Raw genomic sequence first — 17,791 nt, 5'->3', positions numbered from 1 at the left:
AGTGGGTATTAAGGGGTATCCCCCCTGCTTAGCATATTACCAGCACCGTTTTCGCAGACTTTCGTCATGAGCTCACATATAAGTATGTTGTAACTAATTTAGAACAAAAAAAAGCGCGGTCTAACACCGCGCAATGGATAATCAACTGCTACTACTTTTTTACTTTTTAGAATGACGTCCGTATACCGCCCAGGTGATGACCACACAAGCGACATAGAAGATCAGAAAGACTTTCATCGCATCGACCGGCGAACCAGTTAACGCCAGAGACGTACCAAATGCTTTCGGGATAAAGAAGCCGCCAATCGCACCAATGGCTGAGATAAAGCCCAACGCTGCCGCGGTGTCGGTTGCTGCTTCGCGCATTGCTTTCTCTTCTGAACCGCCTTCAGCTTTCACTCTGTCCATCGTCAGCTTGCGGAAGATAACGGAGATCATCTGGAAGGTTGAACCACTCCCCAGACCAGCCGTCAGGAACAATGCCAGGAACACCGCGAAGAAGGCGATAAAGTTGCCACCGACACCGTTTGATGGCAGCGTCAGGAACAGTAAGGCACTGAAAATAGCCATCAGCACGAAGTTCACCAGCGTTACACGGGTTCCGCCCAGACGGTCAGAGATTGCGCCACCCGCTGAACGAGCCAGCGCGCCAATCAACGGTCCAAAGAAGGCGTAATGCAGGATCTGTACCTCAGGAAACTGCGTTTTTGACAACATGGCAAAACCGGCAGAGAAACCGATGAATGAACCGAAGGTTGCCAGATACAGCAGGCTCATAATCCACAGATGCCCACGTTTCAGCACCGGCAATTGCTCTTTCAGCGACGCTTTTGAGGTTGCCAGTTCATTCATACCAAACCATGCAGCCAGCGTTAACACCGCAAGGAACGGTACCCAAATCCATGCGGCGTTTGCCAGATACAGCTGCGTACCATCCGGTTGTTCAACCCCGTGGCTACCAAATGCGGCAAAGATTGACAGTGAAACCACCAGCGGCGCAACCAACTGCATCACGCTGACGCCCATGTTGCCCAGGCCACCGTTCAGACCCAGCGCACCACCCTGTTTCTGTTTTGGAAAGAAGAAACTGATGTTTGCCATGCTGGACGCAAAGTTCGCACCGGCGAAACCGCACAACAGAGAAATAATAATAAAGGTACTAAACGGCGTGGAGGTATCCTGCACCGCAAAACCTAACCATACGCAAGGAATGATCAGGATACCGGTGCTAAACGCTGTCCAGCGACGTCCACCAAACAGGGGAACCATAAAGGAGTACGGAACACGCAGCAGCGCGCCGGACACCGAAGGTAATGCCGTCAGCATGAACAGCTGTTCAGTGGTGAAATCAAAACCGACTTTCGGTAAGTTCACCGCCACGGCGCTAAATAACATCCACACGCAAAACGCCAGCAGCAAGCAAGGGACTGAAATCCACAGGTTACGGCTGGCGATTCGTTGACCACGCTGCTGCCAGAAGGCGGGATCTTCCGGCCGCCATTCGGTAATTACAGCTCCAGATGCCCTTTCCGGGGCAGATGAGTGACTCATAGACACCTCTGATACTTGTTTCGATGCCTGCAACATTAGGGTTTACAGCTGGAGGTAAGTTGATATAAATCAAAGGAAAAGGTGTCATTATTCATGCCTAAAATTTATCATTACCCTAAATGAGTACATAACTTCGGTAAAAAAGATGTGGTTTTTCACGCTTCTGTCGCCCCCTACTCCCCCTCGCCCAGGATCTCTCCCTCCGCTGGCAATTAAGAGGTAGCCCGTTTGAGGTATGGGTATACTCCAGTGTATCGCCGAGAATAACGCCACTGCCTGCAGCAGAATCGTCATTCAATAAGGTTTTCTGTTCGACGAAAACCCGAAGGAACAAGTCACCATGTTTAAACGTTGTCTCTCCCCGCTTACGCTGGTCAACCAGGTGGCGCTGATTGTTTTATTGTCCACAGCCATCGGCGTGGCTGGTATGGCTGTCTCCGGCTGGCTGGTTCAGGGCGTTCAGGGGAGCGCCCATGCAATCAACAAAGCGGGATCGCTGCGCATGCAGAGTTATCGCCTGCTGGCAGCCGTACCGCTGGACGCTAGCGATCAACCGCTTCTGGATGAAATGGAGAAAACGGCGTTTAGCCCGGAGTTGACGCGTGCCGCAAAGCGAGACGGACAACAGGCGCAGTTAAAAGCACTACAGGATTACTGGCACACTGAACTGGCGCCGGGGCTTGCGCATGCGCAAACGCCTGATGCGGTAGCGCAGGATGTAACGCGCTTTGTAGGCGGTCTGGATAAGCTGGTTACCGCCTTTGACCATACCACCGAATTACGCATTGAACGCGTCGTCCTGCTGCATCGCCTGATGGCCATATTTATGGCATTGCTGCTGGTTTTTACCATTATCTGGCTGCGCGTGCGCCTGTTAGAGCCGTGGAAGCAGCTGCTGGCGATGGCGCGAGCCGTCAGCCAACGTGATTTTACCCAACGCGCGCGTATCAGCGGGCGTAATGAGATGGCCGCTCTGGGCTCGGCACTGAATAATATGTCGGAAGAACTGGCCGAAAGTTATGCCGTGCTGGAACAGCGGGTGCAGGAAAAAACGGCGGGACTGGAGCACAAAAATCAGATCCTTTCTTTTCTGTGGCAAGCCAACCGCCGCCTGCACTCTCAGGTGCCGTTGTGCGAACGCCTCTCTCCGGTACTGAACGGTCTGCAAAATTTGACCTTGCTGCATGATATTGAACTCCGGGTTTACGACCTGGAAGATGAAGACAATCATCAGGAATTTACCTGTCAGTCCAATGCCAGCTGTGATGAAAAAGGTTGCCATCTGTGTCCTCGCGGAACGCTGCCCGCGATTGACGGCGGGATCACATTGAAATGGCGGCTGACCGATGCGCATACCCAATATGGTATTCTGCTCGCCACCTTGCCGAACGGACGCCATCTCAGCCACGATCAGCAGCAGCTGGTTGATACCCTGGTTGAGCAACTGACCGCAACGCTCGCGCTCGACAGACATCAGGAGCGTCAGCAGCAGTTGATCGTGATGGAAGAGCGTGCCACCATTGCACGCGAACTTCATGATTCTATTGCACAATCGCTCTCTTGTATGAAGATGCAGGTTAGCTGTTTGCAGATGCAGGGCGATGCGCTTTCAGATAACTGTCGCGAGTTGCTCAGCCAGATTCGTAACGAGCTGAATGCTTCATGGGCACAACTGCGTGAGCTGTTAACCACCTTCCGTTTACAGCTCACGGAACCAGGATTACGACCGGCTCTGGAAGCCAGCTGTCAGGAGTACAGCGCCCGTTTTGGATTTACGGTTAAGCTGGATTATCAGCTACCGCCACGCCTGGTCCCTTCGCATCAGGCGATTCACCTGCTACAAATTGCGCGCGAAGCCCTGAGTAATGCACTTAAACACTCTCAAGCCAATGAAGTGGTCGTGACGGTGGTGCAAAATGGCAAGCAGGTCAAACTAACAGTACAAGATAACGGCTGCGGCGTACCGGAAAACGCCGAACGCAGTAACCACTACGGCATGATTATAATGCGCGACCGTGCGCAGAGCTTGCGCGGCGATTGCCGCGTACGCCGTCGCGAGACGGGCGGTACTGAAGTTGCTGTCACTTTTATTCCCGAAACAAACTTCACAGAAGTCCAAGGAGATACCCATGAGTAATCTGGAACCGGCAACCATCCTGTTGATCGACGATCATCCGATGCTGCGAACCGGTGTAAAACAGCTTGTCAGCATGGCGCCCGATATTACCGTTGTCGGCGAAGCCAGCAATGGTGAGCAGGGTATCGAGCTGGCTGAATCCCTTGATCCCGATCTGATCCTGCTTGATCTCAACATGCCCGGCATGAACGGTCTGGAAACTCTCGATATGCTGCGTGAAAAGTCACTGTCGGGCCGTATCGTTGTGTTTAGCGTATCCAATCATGAAGAAGACGTAGTTACCGCACTGAAACGCGGCGCTGATGGTTATCTGCTGAAAGATATGGAGCCTGAAGATTTACTCAAAGCCTTACAGCAATCAGCGGCCGGTGAAATGGTGCTGAGTGAAGCCTTAACGCCGGTTCTGGCCGCCAGCCTGCGTGCTAATCGTGCAACGTCGGACCGTGATGTCACCCAACTGACACCGCGTGAGCGCGACATTCTCAAGCTCATTGCCCAGGGGCTGCCGAACAAGATGATCGCCCGTCGTCTGGACATCACTGAAAGTACGGTAAAAGTCCATGTGAAGCATATGTTGAAGAAAATGAAGCTCAAATCACGCGTCGAAGCCGCGGTATGGGTACATCAGGAACGCATTTTCTGATAACGCGTTGATGCTTCATTGCTAACGAGGATCATTTTCCGAAACGGTAATAAACGGTTCGGTCAGTGATAGCGTGATCTCATTGGAAGAGACACGCTGGCCCTGCTCATCTTCTACCACCACAGACAACCGCCAGCGGTTTGTCGCGCCTTCGCTGCTGTCCCACTTCGGCATAATAATCGTCCAGCCTTGCGCGCTTCGGTTATCGCTACCCGCCGTTAAACTCAACGCCTGGGTATCACCCTGCCAGGTCAAATGGCGGATCCCATGCAAACTACGCACCTGCAGCTTCAGCGCCACCGTCTCACCAGACTTGAGATCCCAGGGCGGCGTGGCCAAAAATACCGACAATGTTTTACGCTGGCGATATTCCAGCGTCGGCAGATTGTTACGCTGCGGATCGTCATAACGACTGCCTCGCAGCGATCGGCTGTTTGCCACCTCGCTGACCATCAGTTGTTTTTTTAGCGGCACGCCAAAGCGGTAATTCAGCGTTAAGCCAAGGTTATTCTGGCTGACTCCGCTTTCGCCCTGCTTATGTTGTGCCGTCACGGTAATCAACGGCACCGGCGTATAGCTCAATCCCAGATTCACCGCCACAGGATTGTGGTACCCGGTTCCGGAATGAAACAAATCCACCCGGTCGCCAAAATACTGTTCCACGCTGACGCTGGTATTGAGGTGTTGATAGAACGGCATGCGCATTTGCGCAGTCAGGTCGTAGCCGCGGGCCATCCGTTGTTCCTGGGTTGCGGAACGCTCCTGCCAGGAGGACAACGGTTGGTAATAGTTAGCGGATAAGCGCAAGTATTCGCCCCACGCCTCGGCGCCAAGGCCTCCCCGGGGCAGATTTTCATCCAACAGGTTGTCATAGAAAGTGTTGTAACCCAGAAACCAGCCGTCGCGTACCCAGCGCTGCCCAATCCCCGCATTGCTGACTAAACCTTCGTCCTGTTGCGTCAGCCCCAACTGGCTCCAGGTTAAATATCGTTGATTGTCCTGCCATGGGATAAACCAGCCTCCCCGACTTCCGGTAAAGCTGCCTTCGTTATCCACCTGCAATCCAACGCTGGCGTTTCCCCAGGGAGAGAGCCAGGATTCCAGTTGCTGATTAACCTGTTCGCTGACCGTGTCACGCACCTGACCAAATGCGAACTGCTTCGCCTGTTCACCCGTATCAAGCCCGTTATCGGTCATGCTGGCTTCACCAAACGCTTTGACCATTTCGGCAAAGTGCTTTTCGCCTGCCCGCGACTCCGGCGCCATACCGAGATCGGGTAAGCCATCACTATTGTTATCGAAAGGGTTTTCAGCCTGGTGAATAAAAGATGTCCGTGCATTGGCAATACCGCCTGCCAATGGCAAGAGTGAGAATACAGCGAGAGAAAAATAAATATTACGGCTCAAATCGTCAGTTGTTTCTTACATCAATTAATTAGACACACTTAACCTAAACCATAACGTCTTCGGCTGTTAATTGCAGCCTTTATCCCCGTTTTCGGGATTTTCTGACATGGATAATTAGAGGTACCCACTCCTGCAACCATGCTTTCTTTCCCACATCAGGAACAGGGAGTAACATACACGCCAGGAATTATCCCTTCCATCTGACAACAGGAGTAATAATGCAAAAGATAGTGATCGTCGCGAACGGTGCAGCCTATGGAAGCGAATCGTTATTTAACAGCCTGCGTCTGGCCATCGCCCTGCGCGAACAGGATGCGGAACTCGACCTACGTTTATTTTTAATGTCGGACGCGGTAACCGCGGGATTACGAGGTCAGAAACCTGCAGAAGGATACAATATTCAGCAAATGCTGGAGATCCTGACGGCGCAAAATGTGCCGGTCAAACTGTGTAAAACCTGCACCGATGGCCGCGGGATCACGACGCTGCCGTTAATTGACGGAGTAGCCGTCGGCACGCTGGTAGAACTGGCTCAATGGACGCTGGCTGCAGATAAAGTATTAACCTTCTGATACACCGCTTCAGGCAAGCTCACTGAAAGTGTCGATAATTTCCGAATTTAATCGTAGATGGGCGCGGTTTCGTTGAACGTTAGCACGCCCTTTCAACCCTTTTGAGGTATTTTGTCACTTTTGTTTAATCGTTATGCCATTTTTTGATCAAAATCAGCATCCTGTTGCTCCCCCTTTGGTGTTATGCAATGAGTGAAATGTGAACAACATCACGCAGCACTTTCGACAGAAAGTACGTTGTTTTCAAGAACGGGGTGAAAAATGGCATTAGTGAAGGCGAGTTTAAAGTTATTTGGTGGTGATACGGTGGTAGTGCGCTGTTCTGAGCGCTGCCACATCCACCTGATGAGCGAGAAAAATCACGTCAAAGACACGCAGTCCGACATCTTAAGCGTGCAGGATCGTGATAACGCATGGTTAACCGTACCGTATACCGGCGTCTGGAATGTGCTGATCGACAGCCATAGCCAGTCGCTCGAGCATTCGATAAGTTTTATTGCAGCCTAAGCGTTAAACGCCCGATAAGCACTAGGCTTATCGGGCATACAACATCGGGCGATATTAGGCAAATCCTGGACGCATAACACCTTCCGGCAGGTTCTCTCCCAACAATCGTTTGACTGTGATCACCAGATCGTTAAGACAATCATCCTGCATCCCCAACTTGACCAGCTCTTGTTCCAGTGAGAACAGATACTGGGCATTGGTGCCTAAAGGTCCGCTCGCCGCGGCGATAAGCGGCGCAATCACCTGCGCGCGCGTATCTGACTCAAACAGCGGATGACGCGGATCCATAATAAAGACCAGCGCGTTTACCGCCCGACCGTCATCCAACGTCAACTGGCACCAGGTTGGTAGATAGCATCCGGTGATCATTTCACGCTTCCACAGCAGAGAAAGCTCTTGTTCCAGCGACGCGTCCGGCAAACGGTAGGCCACACCGGTGGTGCGTCCGCCCTCTTTCAGGGCCAGCATACGTCCTGGTTGACACGCCGTTCCTCGCCCCGCCGTCAGGCGCAGACAAAATGCACGGTGCCAGCCGACTAACGTCCCGGAACAGGACTCTTCAAACTCTAAGGCCGGGTTCCACATCAACGATCCATAACCGAAGATCCACACCGGTCCATCATCTGGTCGGCATGCAAGCGTGGCGGCCAGTGAGGCTGCCCGTTGTTCCGCTGACCAGAGTAGTGATTCTTCAATAGCACCAAATGCCGTCTTACAGTCGGCATTCAATAAAAAATCACGCGTTAACACCTTACACCTCCGCCACTGCTGCTTCCCTGCGACAACTTTTTTGACGCCTTCCGGGCTTTTTTGCTGCTCATTTTGAAACCAATAACTGGACGATAGGCAATTCACCGCTCGCTTGCAAGGGAACAAAGTGTCAACGGCACTTTATATCCTCTCGGGGTGGTACATCCTGCACTATCATTTGTATCAGTACGATCATCAATTTTTGTGGACGCTAAAATCTAATGTGCTGTTATTTAAATATTCTCTAAACAAGATATGCAATTTCATTCGCTCGGATGCAAAAAATGGTCCATGCCGTAAAATTACGTAAAATCAGATCGGAAATACCGAAAGTTCTGTTATTTTTTACATTCTTTAATACTTTTATAATTATAAATACCTGCAGAGATGGAGAATTAGTTCAATGACACACGTACATGAGGCGGTAAAAACCCGCCACAAGGAGACCTCTCTCGTCTTCCCGATTTTAGCACTGGTAGTACTGTTCTTATGGGGGAGCAGTCAGTCACTACCAGTGGTCATCGGCATTAATGCGCTGGCCCTTATTGGTATATTAAGCAGTGCATTCAGTGTTGTCCGTCATGCGGACGTATTAGCACATCGACTTGGTGAACCCTACGGGTCGCTGATCCTCAGCCTGTCCGTTGTTATTCTTGAAGTCAGCTTAATCTCCGCATTAATGGCGACCGGCGATGCTGCGCCTACGCTCATGCGCGATACGCTATATTCAATCATTATGATCGTAACCGGCGGCCTGGTCGGTTTTTCATTACTGTTAGGTGGCCGTAAATTTGCCACTCAGTATATGAATCTGTTTGGCATTAAGCAGTATTTAATTGCACTGTTCCCACTGGCCATTATTGTACTGGTGTTCCCAATGGCTTTACCGGGTGCGAATTTCACTACCGCACAAGCGCTGTTGGTGGCGTTAATTTCTGCGGCAATGTACGGTGTATTTTTGCTGATCCAAACTAAAACGCACCAGAGTCTGTTCATTTACGAGCATGAAGACGAGGGTGACGACGACGACCCGCATCACGGTAAACCGTCAGCACATAGCAATTTGTGGCACGCTGCCTGGCTTATCATTCATCTGATCGCCGTTATTGCCGTGACCAAGATGAACGCCAGCCCGCTGGAGACATTGCTGACTGAACTGAATGCCCCAGTGGCATTTACCGGTTTCCTAGTCGCATTGCTGATCCTCTCTCCTGAAGGCCTCGGCGCGCTGAAAGCGGTTCTGAGTAATCAGGTACAGCGGGCGATGAATTTATTCTTCGGTTCGGTGTTAGCCACCATTTCACTGACCGTTCCGGTAGTGACTCTGATCGCATGGGCAACCGGGAATGATTTGGTCTTTGCGCTGGGCGCGCCAGAGATGATTGTGATGGTTTCATCACTGGTACTGTGCCACATCTCTTTCTCCACCGGACGCACCAACGTGCTTAACGGTGCGGCGCATCTGGCGCTGTTTATCGCCTATCTGATGACGATATTTGCCTGATTAGTCTTTCTGATAGAACCCACGGCCCTTCTCAGGGCCGTTTTCTTTTACCGCTCACAGCTCCGGATAAACCTGTTGACCATCGACAAACGTTAATAACGACTCCGTTTGGTGCAATTTGTCTGCCGGAATAGCCATAATATCCTGATTAAGCACCGCAAAATCGGCGAGCTTACCTTCCCGCAAACTACCCCTCTGCTGTTCTGCAAAAGCCAGCCAGGCGGCATTTCGGGTATACATTTTTAACGCATCTTCCCGACTTAACTGGCGGGTGTCATGGCGTACTGAGCCGTCGAGTGCTTTACCTGTGACATGATACTCAATGGCATGCCACACTCCCGCAACGCCAATCCGCGTCGCATCTGTACCGCCAGCAACGATTACCCCCTGCTCTAACGCGGGTTGAACTGGTGATGATAGCGCCGCCACCGTTTTACCATTCGCGCGCTCAATGGCGGGAGATTCAAAATATGGCCCCATCTGGACAGAATAGGCCAAGCCGAGTTTCTTCATGCGGGTAATTGTTTCTGGCGTACCGGTATTGAGATGCGCAATAGACCAGCGTAACGGAGCAATGTCATACGATTTAGCCACCTCGCTAATGAGATCTAAAATCGCATCCGCACTGTCATCGGTATAGGCATGTATTTCTACGGCGACCCCTTCCTGGGCGGCAAGCTGGAGCACCTTAAATTGTTCTTGTTGGGATTGTGCAGAAGACTTAAATCCAGATGACATCCGTACGCCGTCATTCATTGCCATCACCAGGCTTTCACCGAAGCCCAGAAAGGCTATTCTGCCGTCATCGTGTATTGCCGGGCGAAATGCCAGACGTTGTTTAAACCATTCCGTTTCATTACCAGGCGGTGCGGATAAACGATATCCAACACGTATCCTGAGAGGTTGCTGCTGAAGTTTAAAGAAATCACGATAAGCTTGCTCATGCCCGGCAGAAGGATCGATAAACCCGACCACGCCGCGTTTATTTAAATAACGAACAAAGGCGTTAAGGTTCTTTTCAACATCGGAAGTCTGGCTAATCTGGGCGAAAAGCTGGTTAAAACTGCCAATGGTCCCGCGCAATTTCCCCGTTGCCAGCCCTTTGTCATCGCGTTCTATCACGATCCCTGCCGGAACATCCGGCTGTGGACTATTAAGTTTTAGGGTCTCGATAGCCTTTTGATTTAACAGGGCATAGTCATAAAGGCTTTGTATATACGCAGGATGCTGAGGCACCGCCTGATTCAGTTCCTGAACCGTCGGATCCCGTTTTTCAGCAAATTGTTCAGGCATCCATGAGCCAGCCACCGCCACCCATTGCGCAGTATTTTTCTGTGCCGCAGATTGCGACAATTTATTTAACGCATCGGGTAAATTTTTAGTATCAAACCAGTAGGTTTCAAATAAAAACGTCCTCCCACCCCGAATGCCATGCAGATGCGCATCAATTAATCCCGGAATAACGGTTTGCCCCGTAAGATTGATTTCCTTCGTGTTCGGTCCGGACCATTTTTTCACCGTTTCATTATTACCCACCGCAATAATATGCCGCCCTTTTACCGCCAGCGCCTGCGCGTTGGGTTGTTGTTCATCCATGGTAATCAGCTTGCCGTTATACAAAATAACATCGGCCTTGTCCTGAGAATGCGCCAGAAATGAAGTTCCGATCAGAATTGCGGCCAACGTTGCTTTGCGAATAGCCGGAGGGGGAGTATTAAAGCGAAGTCCCAGTTTACCCATCATATTTATCTACCTTTTCACGTGATGAAAATCAGGAAAGCTGATGCCGCACCGCTACGCTGGCGATTCGCGCGCTGGCTAGCAGACGTTCGAACGAATGCCCGCAACGCGCTTTTCCCGACAGGCCAAGCATTGTGGTACTGACGTAATCAGTCAGGCTGTCAGCCTCTTTAGGATGCCGCTGTGCGATAAAGTCGTGAATTTTATGTTCGGCAGCCGAGTAGAAATTCCGCGCGACCTTCCGCGCCTGCGGATCGTTACTGTGCGTGCCCTCCAGGACCAAACATCCCAGCGCATGCGGATCTGCGGCATAACGTCGCGCCGCCTCTTCAAGCAGATCGGTAAGACATGCAGAAACGGGTTTGTCGGGGCGAAGAATGTCATCAAAAGGGATCGCCTCAGTTTGTACGTAGCGGTCAAGAACACGTTTATAAAGACCGATTTTGTTCCCAAAAGCAGCATAGAAACTGGGGGGCTTGATCGACAACGCCGCGGTGACATCCGCCACGCTGACCGCGTCATAGCCATGTGCGTGAAACAAGGGTTGTACTTTGGCAACGGCCATTTCTGGATCAAAATTACGTGGGCGTCCAGGTGCACGAGTGCATTTTGTAGTATTCATTACAAATCCATTGACAGAAAACAGTGCACCTATTATATATCGATCACTACATAATTGTTCAAGGAGTACCTCATGTCTTCTTTTAACGGCAAGTCAGTTCTGGTTCTTGGCGGCAGTCGTGGAATTGGCGCGGCTATCGTGCGCCGTTTTGCCGCAGATGGCGCATCGGTTACCTTTACCTATTCAGGCTCCCCTGACGCTGCCAAAGCGCTTGCTGATGAGACGGGTACCCAGACAGCGCAAACCGATAGCGCCGATCGTAACGCCGTCATCAACCGGGTACGCGAAAGCGGCCCGCTGGACGTGCTGGTAGTTAATGCAGGCATTATTCTGTTTGGTGATGCGCTGGAGCAGGATCCGGATGACGTGGAGCGCCTGTTCCGGATTAACATTCACTCCCCATACTATGCGGCCGTGGAAGCGGCACGACAGATGCCTGACGGCGGACGCATTATCGTTATTGGTTCTGTGAATGGCGACCGTATGCCTCTTGCTGGCCTGGCCTCTTATGCGGTGAGCAAATCAGCGCTGCAAGGGCTGGCCCGGGGGCTGGCACGTGATTTTGGACCGCGGGGCATTACGGTAAACGTGGTTCAACCGGGTCCTATTGATACCGATGCCAACCCGGAAGATGGCCCACTGAAAGAGGTGATGCACAGTTTTATGGCGCTAAAACGACATGGCCGTCCAGAGGAAGTTGCGGGAATGGTTGCCTGGCTTGCAGGCCCTGAGGCTGGGTTTGTGACGGGGGCAATGCATACAATTGACGGTGCATTTGGCGCCTGACGGCCACCCTTAACACTTTTCTCAAACAGCAGTCCGAAGAGATATCTCTCCGGACTGCAATACTTTCTTAGTTCTCGGTATCCAGCTCGTCGAAGCTTTTAACCAAGTCATCAATCGCTTTAATCTGAGTCAGGAACTGTTCCAGTTTCGCCAGCGGCAGCGCGGATGGACCATCGCATTTCGCATTGGCTGGATCCGGATGCGCTTCAATAAACAGACCGGCCAGACCTACCGCCATACCTGCGCGCGCCAGTTCGGTAACCTGCGCACGACGACCGCCGCTTGCTGCGCCAAACGGGTCACGGCATTGCAGCGCATGGGTAACGTCAAAAATCACCGGCGAGTTGCCAGAAACTTTCTTCATCACGCTGAAGCCCAGCATATCCACAACCAGGTTGTCATAACCAAAGTTCGCGCCACGGTCGCACAGAATTACTTTGTCGTTGCCGCCTTCATGGAATTTGTCCACGATATTGCCCATCTGGCCCGGGCTTACGAACTGTGGTTTTTTCACGTTGATAACGGCACCGGTTTTCGCCATCGCTTCCACCAGATCGGTCTGACGAGCGAGGAAGGCCGGCAGCTGAATCACATCCACCACGTCAGCAACAGGCTGAGCCTGGCTGGCTTCGTGAACGTCGGTGATCACTTTTACGCCAAAAGTCTGCTTCAGTTCCTGGAAGATTTTCATCCCTTCTTCAAGGCCAGGTCCACGGTAAGAGTGGATGGAAGAACGGTTGGCTTTATCAAAGGAGGCTTTGAACACGTAAGGGATACCCAGTTTTTGAGTAACGGTTACGTAGTGCTCACAAATGCGCATCGCCAGATCGCGGGATTCCAGCACGTTCATTCCGCCAAACAGCACGAACGGCAGGTCATTTGCCACGTTGATGTCGCCAATGCTAACCACTTTTTGTTTCATAGGATCGCCTTAAACGGTAGGTAAAGTGTCATTAATCAATGCAATACAATTTGCTTGTGCGAAATAGTATTAATCTGCGCACGAATCATTTCACTGATCGGGTCTTCCGGACACTGTTCAACGAAATAACTTAAATCTGTCAGCGCAACATGTTCACACTCCAGTTGCGCGTAAATTAATCCACGATCGCGTATTTCATACGGATCTTCAGGATTAAACTGTAATAGTGCTTCGCTGGCACGCAACGCCAGCTCCATTTGCCGCTCTTCCATCAGCGATGATTTCAGCGTGTCGAGCAGCTTACGAATTACTTCTGCATTATCCGCCTCATCCAGGTCTTCGTTAAACAGCTCCGCGACCGGGCTGATATTCCCCTTCAGCCACACTTCCAGCGTGTGCTCATTTAACGTTTCGCCATTGAACGGATTGATTAGCCACATTTCGCCATCGAGCGATTCAATACGCAGGATGAGTTGTGTCGGGAAAATCACCGGCACCAGCGGCAGCTCCAGTCGGTTGGCAATCCACAATAAGATCGCACCCAGGGATACGGCGCTGCCCTGACGATTTTTCAGTACCTGATCAAGCCATAGTGCATCAGAAAGACGATAGACGCCGTGGGTATCCGTAAACCCCCATTCGCCGTAAAAAAGTGCCAGCAGTTTTTCCAGTTGCTCATCCTGAGACAGGAGCTGGCTAATTTCTTCTTGCGCCAGACTGACCAGACGTTCCAGTTCGTCATAGACAGTTTGTGTTGGAAAATCCAGACGGATAGACTCCGACGCCAGGATCATCCCATCACACAATGGCGCTTTATTAAATTCGAAATCAGCTAACGACCTCATGCTTACCCCAGTAACGGTATTTTTGTGGTGGCGAGTTTAATGATGATGTACAGCACCACCAGCGCCAGCGGAAAAGCGATTAATCGCGCCTGCTGACTGCGCGCCCGACGATAATCGAGCGCAATAAAACCCAAAACGATGTAAATGATAACCCCAAACAGCTTTTCAGTCAGCCATGTCCCGTGCTCAGTGAATGGCAGGATGTGCGCTTTAACCATTAACGCTACGCCGCTGAGTAATAAAACGGTATCGACAACCGGCGGCACGATGCGCGTCCAGCGCGCGCAGGCAAGGCGCGAGTCGGTGTAACGCCACCAAAATCGCAGGATCAGCAAACCAACCGAAAGCGCAATGCTGATGAGATGGACGTTGAGTAACACACCGAAGGTACTCATGATGGGATGCGTCCAAGCGTAATTCGCTCGTTGCCGCCATAGTCACGACAGGTTTCAACTGCCACGTAACCCGCACGAGTAAAGGCATCACGGACGGCCTCGCCCTGCTGCCAACCATGTTCCAGCAACAGATAGCCGCCGGGCGTTAACATGCGCTGAGACTGGTCGATGATATGCACGATATCCGCCAGCCCCTGAGCGCCCGCCACCAGCGCCGACAGCGGTTCAAAGCGAACGTCGCCTTGCGCCAGGTGCGGATCCTGTTCGTCGATATACGGCGGATTGCTGACAATCATGTCAAACTGCTGTCCCTGCAATGCGCTGAACCAGTTACTTTGCAGCACACAAACATTGTCGATGCCCAGTTGCTGCTTGTTGCGAATGGCCAGTGCCACGGCATCAGGCATGCGGTCTACAGCTGTCACTGCACAATCCGGACGCTCGGTTGCCAGCGCCAGCGCAATGGCACCCGTGCCGGTTCCCAAATCGAGAATACGACACGCTGAGGCCGGCAGGCGAGCCAGCGCCTGCTCCACCAGACACTCGGTATCCGGACGCGGAATAAGCGTGGCTGGAGACACAAACAGCGGCAACGACCAGAACTCACGCACGCCGGTTAAGTGCGCCACCGGCTCTCCCTGCTGACGCCGCTCCAGTAGCGTATCAAGCTGTTGACGCTGCGCCTCGGTTAACTCCGTTTCGCCGAAAGCCAGAATAAAGGTGCGCCCTTTGCCAGTAACGAACTCGAGTAAAATCTCGGCGTCACGGCGCGGGCTTTCGCTTGCCTGTAATTGGCTAATCGCTTCACGCAGCCAGTGCTGATAATCCATTAATCCTGCTCGGACAACGCCGCCAGTTGGTCGGCCTGGTATTCCTGGACAATCGGCTCAATGAGCATATCCAGTTTGCCTTCCATCGCTTCATCCAGACGGTAGAGCGTCAGGTTAATGCGGTGATCGGTCACACGACCCTGCGGGAAGTTATAGGTACGGTTACGATCGCTGCGATCGCCACTGCCCAACAGGTTGCGACGCTCAGAGGCTTCCGCCTGTTGACGTCTTGCCACTTCGGCCGCACGAATTCGCGCCCCCAGCACCGACATCGCTTTGGCTTTGTTTTTATGCTGTGAACGTTCGTCCTGGCATTCCACTACGATACCGGTCGGTAAGTGGGTAATACGGATTGCGGAGTCGGTGGTGTTAACGTGCTGACCGCCCGCGCCTGATGAACGGAAGGTGTCAATACGCAGATCGGCCGGGTTGATGTCCGGCAGTTCGGCATCCGGCAGTTCCGGCATAACCGCGACCGTACAGGCCGAGGTATGAATACGCCCCTGCGATTCCGTCGCAGGTACGCGCTGCACGCGATGGCCGCCAGACTCAAACTTCAGTCGCCCGTAAACGCCTTCGCCGCTAATCTTGGCAATGACTTCTTTAAACCCGCCATGCTCGCCTTCGCTGGCGCTCATGATCTCAACCCGCCAGCGACGCGATTCAGCGTAACGGCTGTACATGCGGAACAGATCGCCGGCAAACAGCGCCGCTTCATCACCACCGGTTCCCGCGCGCACTTCGAGGAAGGCGTTACGTTCGTCATCGGGATCTTTAGGTAATAGCAGGACCTGCAGATGCTGTTCCAGCTGCTCACATTTCTCTTTTGCTTCGCGCAGTTCATCCTGCGCCATTTCACGCATTTCAGGATCGTCGAGCATCATCTGAGCCGTCTCGATATCTTCCTGAACCTGTTGCCAGTCCGTAAAACAGCGAGATACATCGCTTAATTGCGCATATTCGCGCGACAGCGCACGAAAGCGATCCTGGTCTGCGATAGTACCCGCATCACCGAGCAGCGCCTGAACTTCTTCATGGCGTTCATGCAGGGCTTCCAGTTTGGCAACGATAGAAGGCTTCATAGGCGTAAATGCACCCTGTAAAAAATAAGATTGGTGTGCTGCTACTCCAGCCCGAGGCTGTCGCGCAGAATATTCAGGCGTTCACTATCCCCGTCACGGGCGGCCTGTTGAAGTGATTTGGTTGGTGCATGAATCAGGCGATTGGTCAGTTTCCAGGCCAGATCCTGCATAATGGCTTGCGCATCACCGCCCTGTTGAAGAGCGGCCAACGCTTTGGCGGTCAGTTCATCACGGATCTGTTCTGACTGACTGCGATACTCGCGGATAGTGTCGCTTGCGCCCTGGGCGCGTAGCCAGGCCATAAACTCGCTGGCTTCCTGCTCCACTATCGTTTCGGCTTCCACCGCCGCCGCTTTGCGCTGGGCCAGGTTATGCGAAATGATGCTTTGCAGGTCATCAACGCTGTACAGATAGGCGTTAGACAATTTACCCACTTCCGGCTCGACATCGCGCGGTACGGCGATATCCACCAGCAACATAGGCTGATTGCGGCGGTTTTTAAGCGCACGTTCCACCATTCCTTTGCCGATAATCGGCAGCGGACTGGCGGTAGAACTGATAATGATATCGGCATCCTGTAAACGCGCGTCTATATCACTCAGTGAAATCACCTCGGCGCCGACTTCATCCGCCAGCACCTGCGCACGCTCGCGAGTGCGGTTGGCGATGATCATCTTCTTCACTTTGTGCTCGCGCAGATGTCGCGCTACCAGCTCAATGGTTTCGCCCGCACCGACTAACAGCACGGTTACCGTGGAGAGCGATTCAAATATCTGCCGCGCCAGGGTACAGGCGGCAAACGCCACCGACACAGCGCTGGCGCCGATGTCAGTTTCTGTACGTACACGTTTTGCGACAGAGAATGATTTCTGGAACATGCGTTCCAGCGCACTGGCGTTCAGGTGACCTTTTTGCGAATCCGCAAACGCTTTTTTCACCTGCCCAAGAATTTGCGGTTCACCGAGCACCAGTGAATCCAGACCGCTGGCAACACGCATCAAATGACTGACCGCGTCGTTGTCCTGGTGCCAGTACAGGCTGTTGCGCAGATCTTCTTCATTGAGGTTATGGTATTCACACAGCCAGCGAACCAGCGCTTCTTGCAGGTTATCCTGCTCTTCAACGCTGAGATACAGCTCCGTGCGGTTACACGTCGACAGCACTACCCCGCCCTGCACCATTGGCTGCGCGAGCAGGCTGTCCAGCGCCTGATCGAGCGTATCCGGCGAAAACGTTACGCGTTCTCGCAGCGATACAGGTGCCGTTTTATGGTTAATACCAAGCGCTAAAAGGGTCATGTGTGCGGGAATAGTACCAGCGTTGATAAGGTTAGACTGGGTGCATCATACAGGATGCGTGCGGTCAATAAAAGAGACTGACCCCTTTTGGAGTAATAGCTTAGTGCACAAATTTAAGCGATTTAAGATAACTTGAACGTAGACGATGTCTGATGGCGGCGCTAGCATTAAGAGTTATAACTGCAACGTATCTCAAGGAT

The 17,791-nt window shown here is 52.3% G+C and carries 17 protein-coding genes; 6 read left to right on the top strand and 11 right to left on the bottom strand.

Going from position 1 to position 17,791, the window contains the following annotated elements:
• Positions 1 to 159: 159 nt before the first annotated feature.
• A complete protein-coding gene (locus BZK40_RS13255; RefSeq protein ID WP_003833390.1) occupies positions 160 to 1,551 on the bottom strand; it encodes a NarK family nitrate/nitrite MFS transporter in 1,392 nt (463 codons plus the stop codon).
• 340 nt (positions 1,552 to 1,891) lie between these two features.
• Between BZK40_RS13255 and narX the strand changes: the two genes are divergently transcribed.
• Together narX and narL are read left to right on the top strand one after the other, a co-directional pair.
• Positions 1,892 to 3,688, top strand: a complete 1,797-nt coding sequence (narX, locus tag BZK40_RS13245; protein WP_003833391.1) for a nitrate/nitrite two-component system sensor histidine kinase NarX — start codon at positions 1,892 to 1,894, stop codon at positions 3,686 to 3,688.
• On the top strand, positions 3,681 to 4,331 hold the full coding sequence (narL, locus tag BZK40_RS13240; RefSeq protein ID WP_079934778.1) for a two-component system response regulator NarL: 651 nt from the start codon (positions 3,681 to 3,683) through the stop codon (positions 4,329 to 4,331). Before narX ends, narL begins: the two co-directional genes overlap by 8 nt.
• Positions 4,332 to 4,352: 21 nt before the next feature.
• On the opposite strand, the gene BZK40_RS13235 is transcribed toward narL, so the two are convergent.
• On the bottom strand, positions 4,353 to 5,738 hold the full coding sequence (locus BZK40_RS13235; RefSeq protein WP_079934777.1) for a YchO/YchP family invasin: 1,386 nt from the start codon (positions 5,736 to 5,738) through the stop codon (positions 4,353 to 4,355).
• A 218-nt stretch (positions 5,739 to 5,956) separates the two neighbouring features.
• On the opposite strand from BZK40_RS13235, the gene BZK40_RS13230 reads away from it, so the two are divergent.
• Together BZK40_RS13230 and BZK40_RS13225 are read left to right on the top strand one after the other, a co-directional pair.
• Entirely contained in the window at positions 5,957 to 6,310 is a 354-nt protein-coding gene (locus tag BZK40_RS13230; protein ID WP_079934776.1) for a DsrE/DsrF/TusD sulfur relay family protein, read from the top strand.
• 261 nt (positions 6,311 to 6,571) lie between these two features.
• Positions 6,572 to 6,817, top strand: a complete 246-nt coding sequence (locus BZK40_RS13225) for a DUF1883 domain-containing protein (protein WP_038641131.1) — start codon at positions 6,572 to 6,574, stop codon at positions 6,815 to 6,817.
• A 54-nt stretch (positions 6,818 to 6,871) separates the two neighbouring features.
• Here BZK40_RS13225 and BZK40_RS13220 read toward each other — a convergent pair whose 3' ends face one another.
• Positions 6,872 to 7,567 (bottom strand): gamma-glutamylcyclotransferase, encoded by a 696-nt coding sequence (locus BZK40_RS13220; protein ID WP_079934775.1) that lies wholly within the window; start codon positions 7,565 to 7,567, stop codon positions 6,872 to 6,874.
• 403 nt (positions 7,568 to 7,970) lie between these two features.
• Here BZK40_RS13220 and chaA point away from each other — a divergent pair, with 403 nt between their 5' ends.
• Complete coding sequence (gene chaA / locus BZK40_RS13215; protein WP_048216245.1) at positions 7,971 to 9,071, top strand: sodium-potassium/proton antiporter ChaA; 1,101 nt, start codon at positions 7,971 to 7,973, stop codon at positions 9,069 to 9,071.
• 54 nt (positions 9,072 to 9,125) lie between these two features.
• On the opposite strand, the gene BZK40_RS13210 is transcribed toward chaA, so the two are convergent.
• Both BZK40_RS13210 and BZK40_RS13205 read right to left on the bottom strand, forming a co-directional pair.
• Positions 9,126 to 10,814, bottom strand: a complete 1,689-nt coding sequence (locus BZK40_RS13210; RefSeq protein WP_079934774.1) for an amidohydrolase — start codon at positions 10,812 to 10,814, stop codon at positions 9,126 to 9,128.
• Between the two features lie 28 nt (positions 10,815 to 10,842).
• The gene (locus BZK40_RS13205) at positions 10,843 to 11,433 is read right to left on the bottom strand and encodes a TetR/AcrR family transcriptional regulator (RefSeq protein WP_079934773.1); all 591 of its coding nucleotides are present in this window, start codon (positions 11,431 to 11,433) and stop codon (positions 10,843 to 10,845) included.
• 72 nt (positions 11,434 to 11,505) lie between these two features.
• On the opposite strand from BZK40_RS13205, the gene bdcA reads away from it, so the two are divergent.
• Positions 11,506 to 12,219 (top strand): SDR family oxidoreductase, encoded by a 714-nt coding sequence (gene bdcA, locus BZK40_RS13200; protein ID WP_079934772.1) that lies wholly within the window; start codon positions 11,506 to 11,508, stop codon positions 12,217 to 12,219.
• A 67-nt stretch (positions 12,220 to 12,286) separates the two neighbouring features.
• Here bdcA and kdsA read toward each other — a convergent pair whose 3' ends face one another.
• Genes kdsA through hemA form a run of 6 tightly spaced genes read right to left on the bottom strand, consistent with a single transcriptional unit; the run spans position 12,287 to position 17,591 of the window.
• Entirely contained in the window at positions 12,287 to 13,141 is an 855-nt protein-coding gene (gene kdsA, locus BZK40_RS13195; protein ID WP_003020772.1) for a 3-deoxy-8-phosphooctulonate synthase, read from the bottom strand.
• A gap of 35 nt (positions 13,142 to 13,176) precedes the next feature.
• Positions 13,177 to 13,986: an invasion regulator SirB1 gene (gene sirB1, locus BZK40_RS13190; RefSeq protein ID WP_003020775.1), complete on the bottom strand. Its 810-nt coding sequence runs from the start codon at positions 13,984 to 13,986 to the stop codon at positions 13,177 to 13,179.
• Positions 13,987 to 13,988: 2 nt separating this feature from the next.
• Positions 13,989 to 14,381, bottom strand: a complete 393-nt coding sequence (gene sirB2, locus BZK40_RS13185; protein WP_071446252.1) for an invasion regulator SirB2 — start codon at positions 14,379 to 14,381, stop codon at positions 13,989 to 13,991.
• Positions 14,378 to 15,211 carry a peptide chain release factor N(5)-glutamine methyltransferase gene (prmC, locus tag BZK40_RS13180; RefSeq protein WP_079934771.1) on the bottom strand — a complete coding sequence of 278 codons (834 nt, stop codon included), beginning with the start codon at positions 15,209 to 15,211 and terminating at the stop codon, positions 14,378 to 14,380. The genes sirB2 and prmC overlap by 4 nt, the downstream gene beginning before the upstream one ends.
• Entirely contained in the window at positions 15,211 to 16,293 is a 1,083-nt protein-coding gene (gene prfA, locus BZK40_RS13175) for a peptide chain release factor 1 (RefSeq protein WP_003020786.1), read from the bottom strand. Before prfA ends, prmC begins: the two co-directional genes overlap by 1 nt.
• 41 nt (positions 16,294 to 16,334) lie before the next feature.
• Positions 16,335 to 17,591 carry a glutamyl-tRNA reductase gene (gene hemA, locus BZK40_RS13170; protein WP_003833420.1) on the bottom strand — a complete coding sequence of 419 codons (1,257 nt, stop codon included), beginning with the start codon at positions 17,589 to 17,591 and terminating at the stop codon, positions 16,335 to 16,337.
• Positions 17,592 to 17,791 lie beyond the last annotated feature (200 nt).

The organism is Citrobacter portucalensis, from assembly GCF_002042885.1.
Taxonomy (GTDB): domain Bacteria; phylum Pseudomonadota; class Gammaproteobacteria; order Enterobacterales; family Enterobacteriaceae; genus Citrobacter; species Citrobacter portucalensis.
The sequence above is the reverse complement of the archived record's forward strand: the minus strand, read 5'-3'. Positions and strand labels throughout refer to the sequence as shown.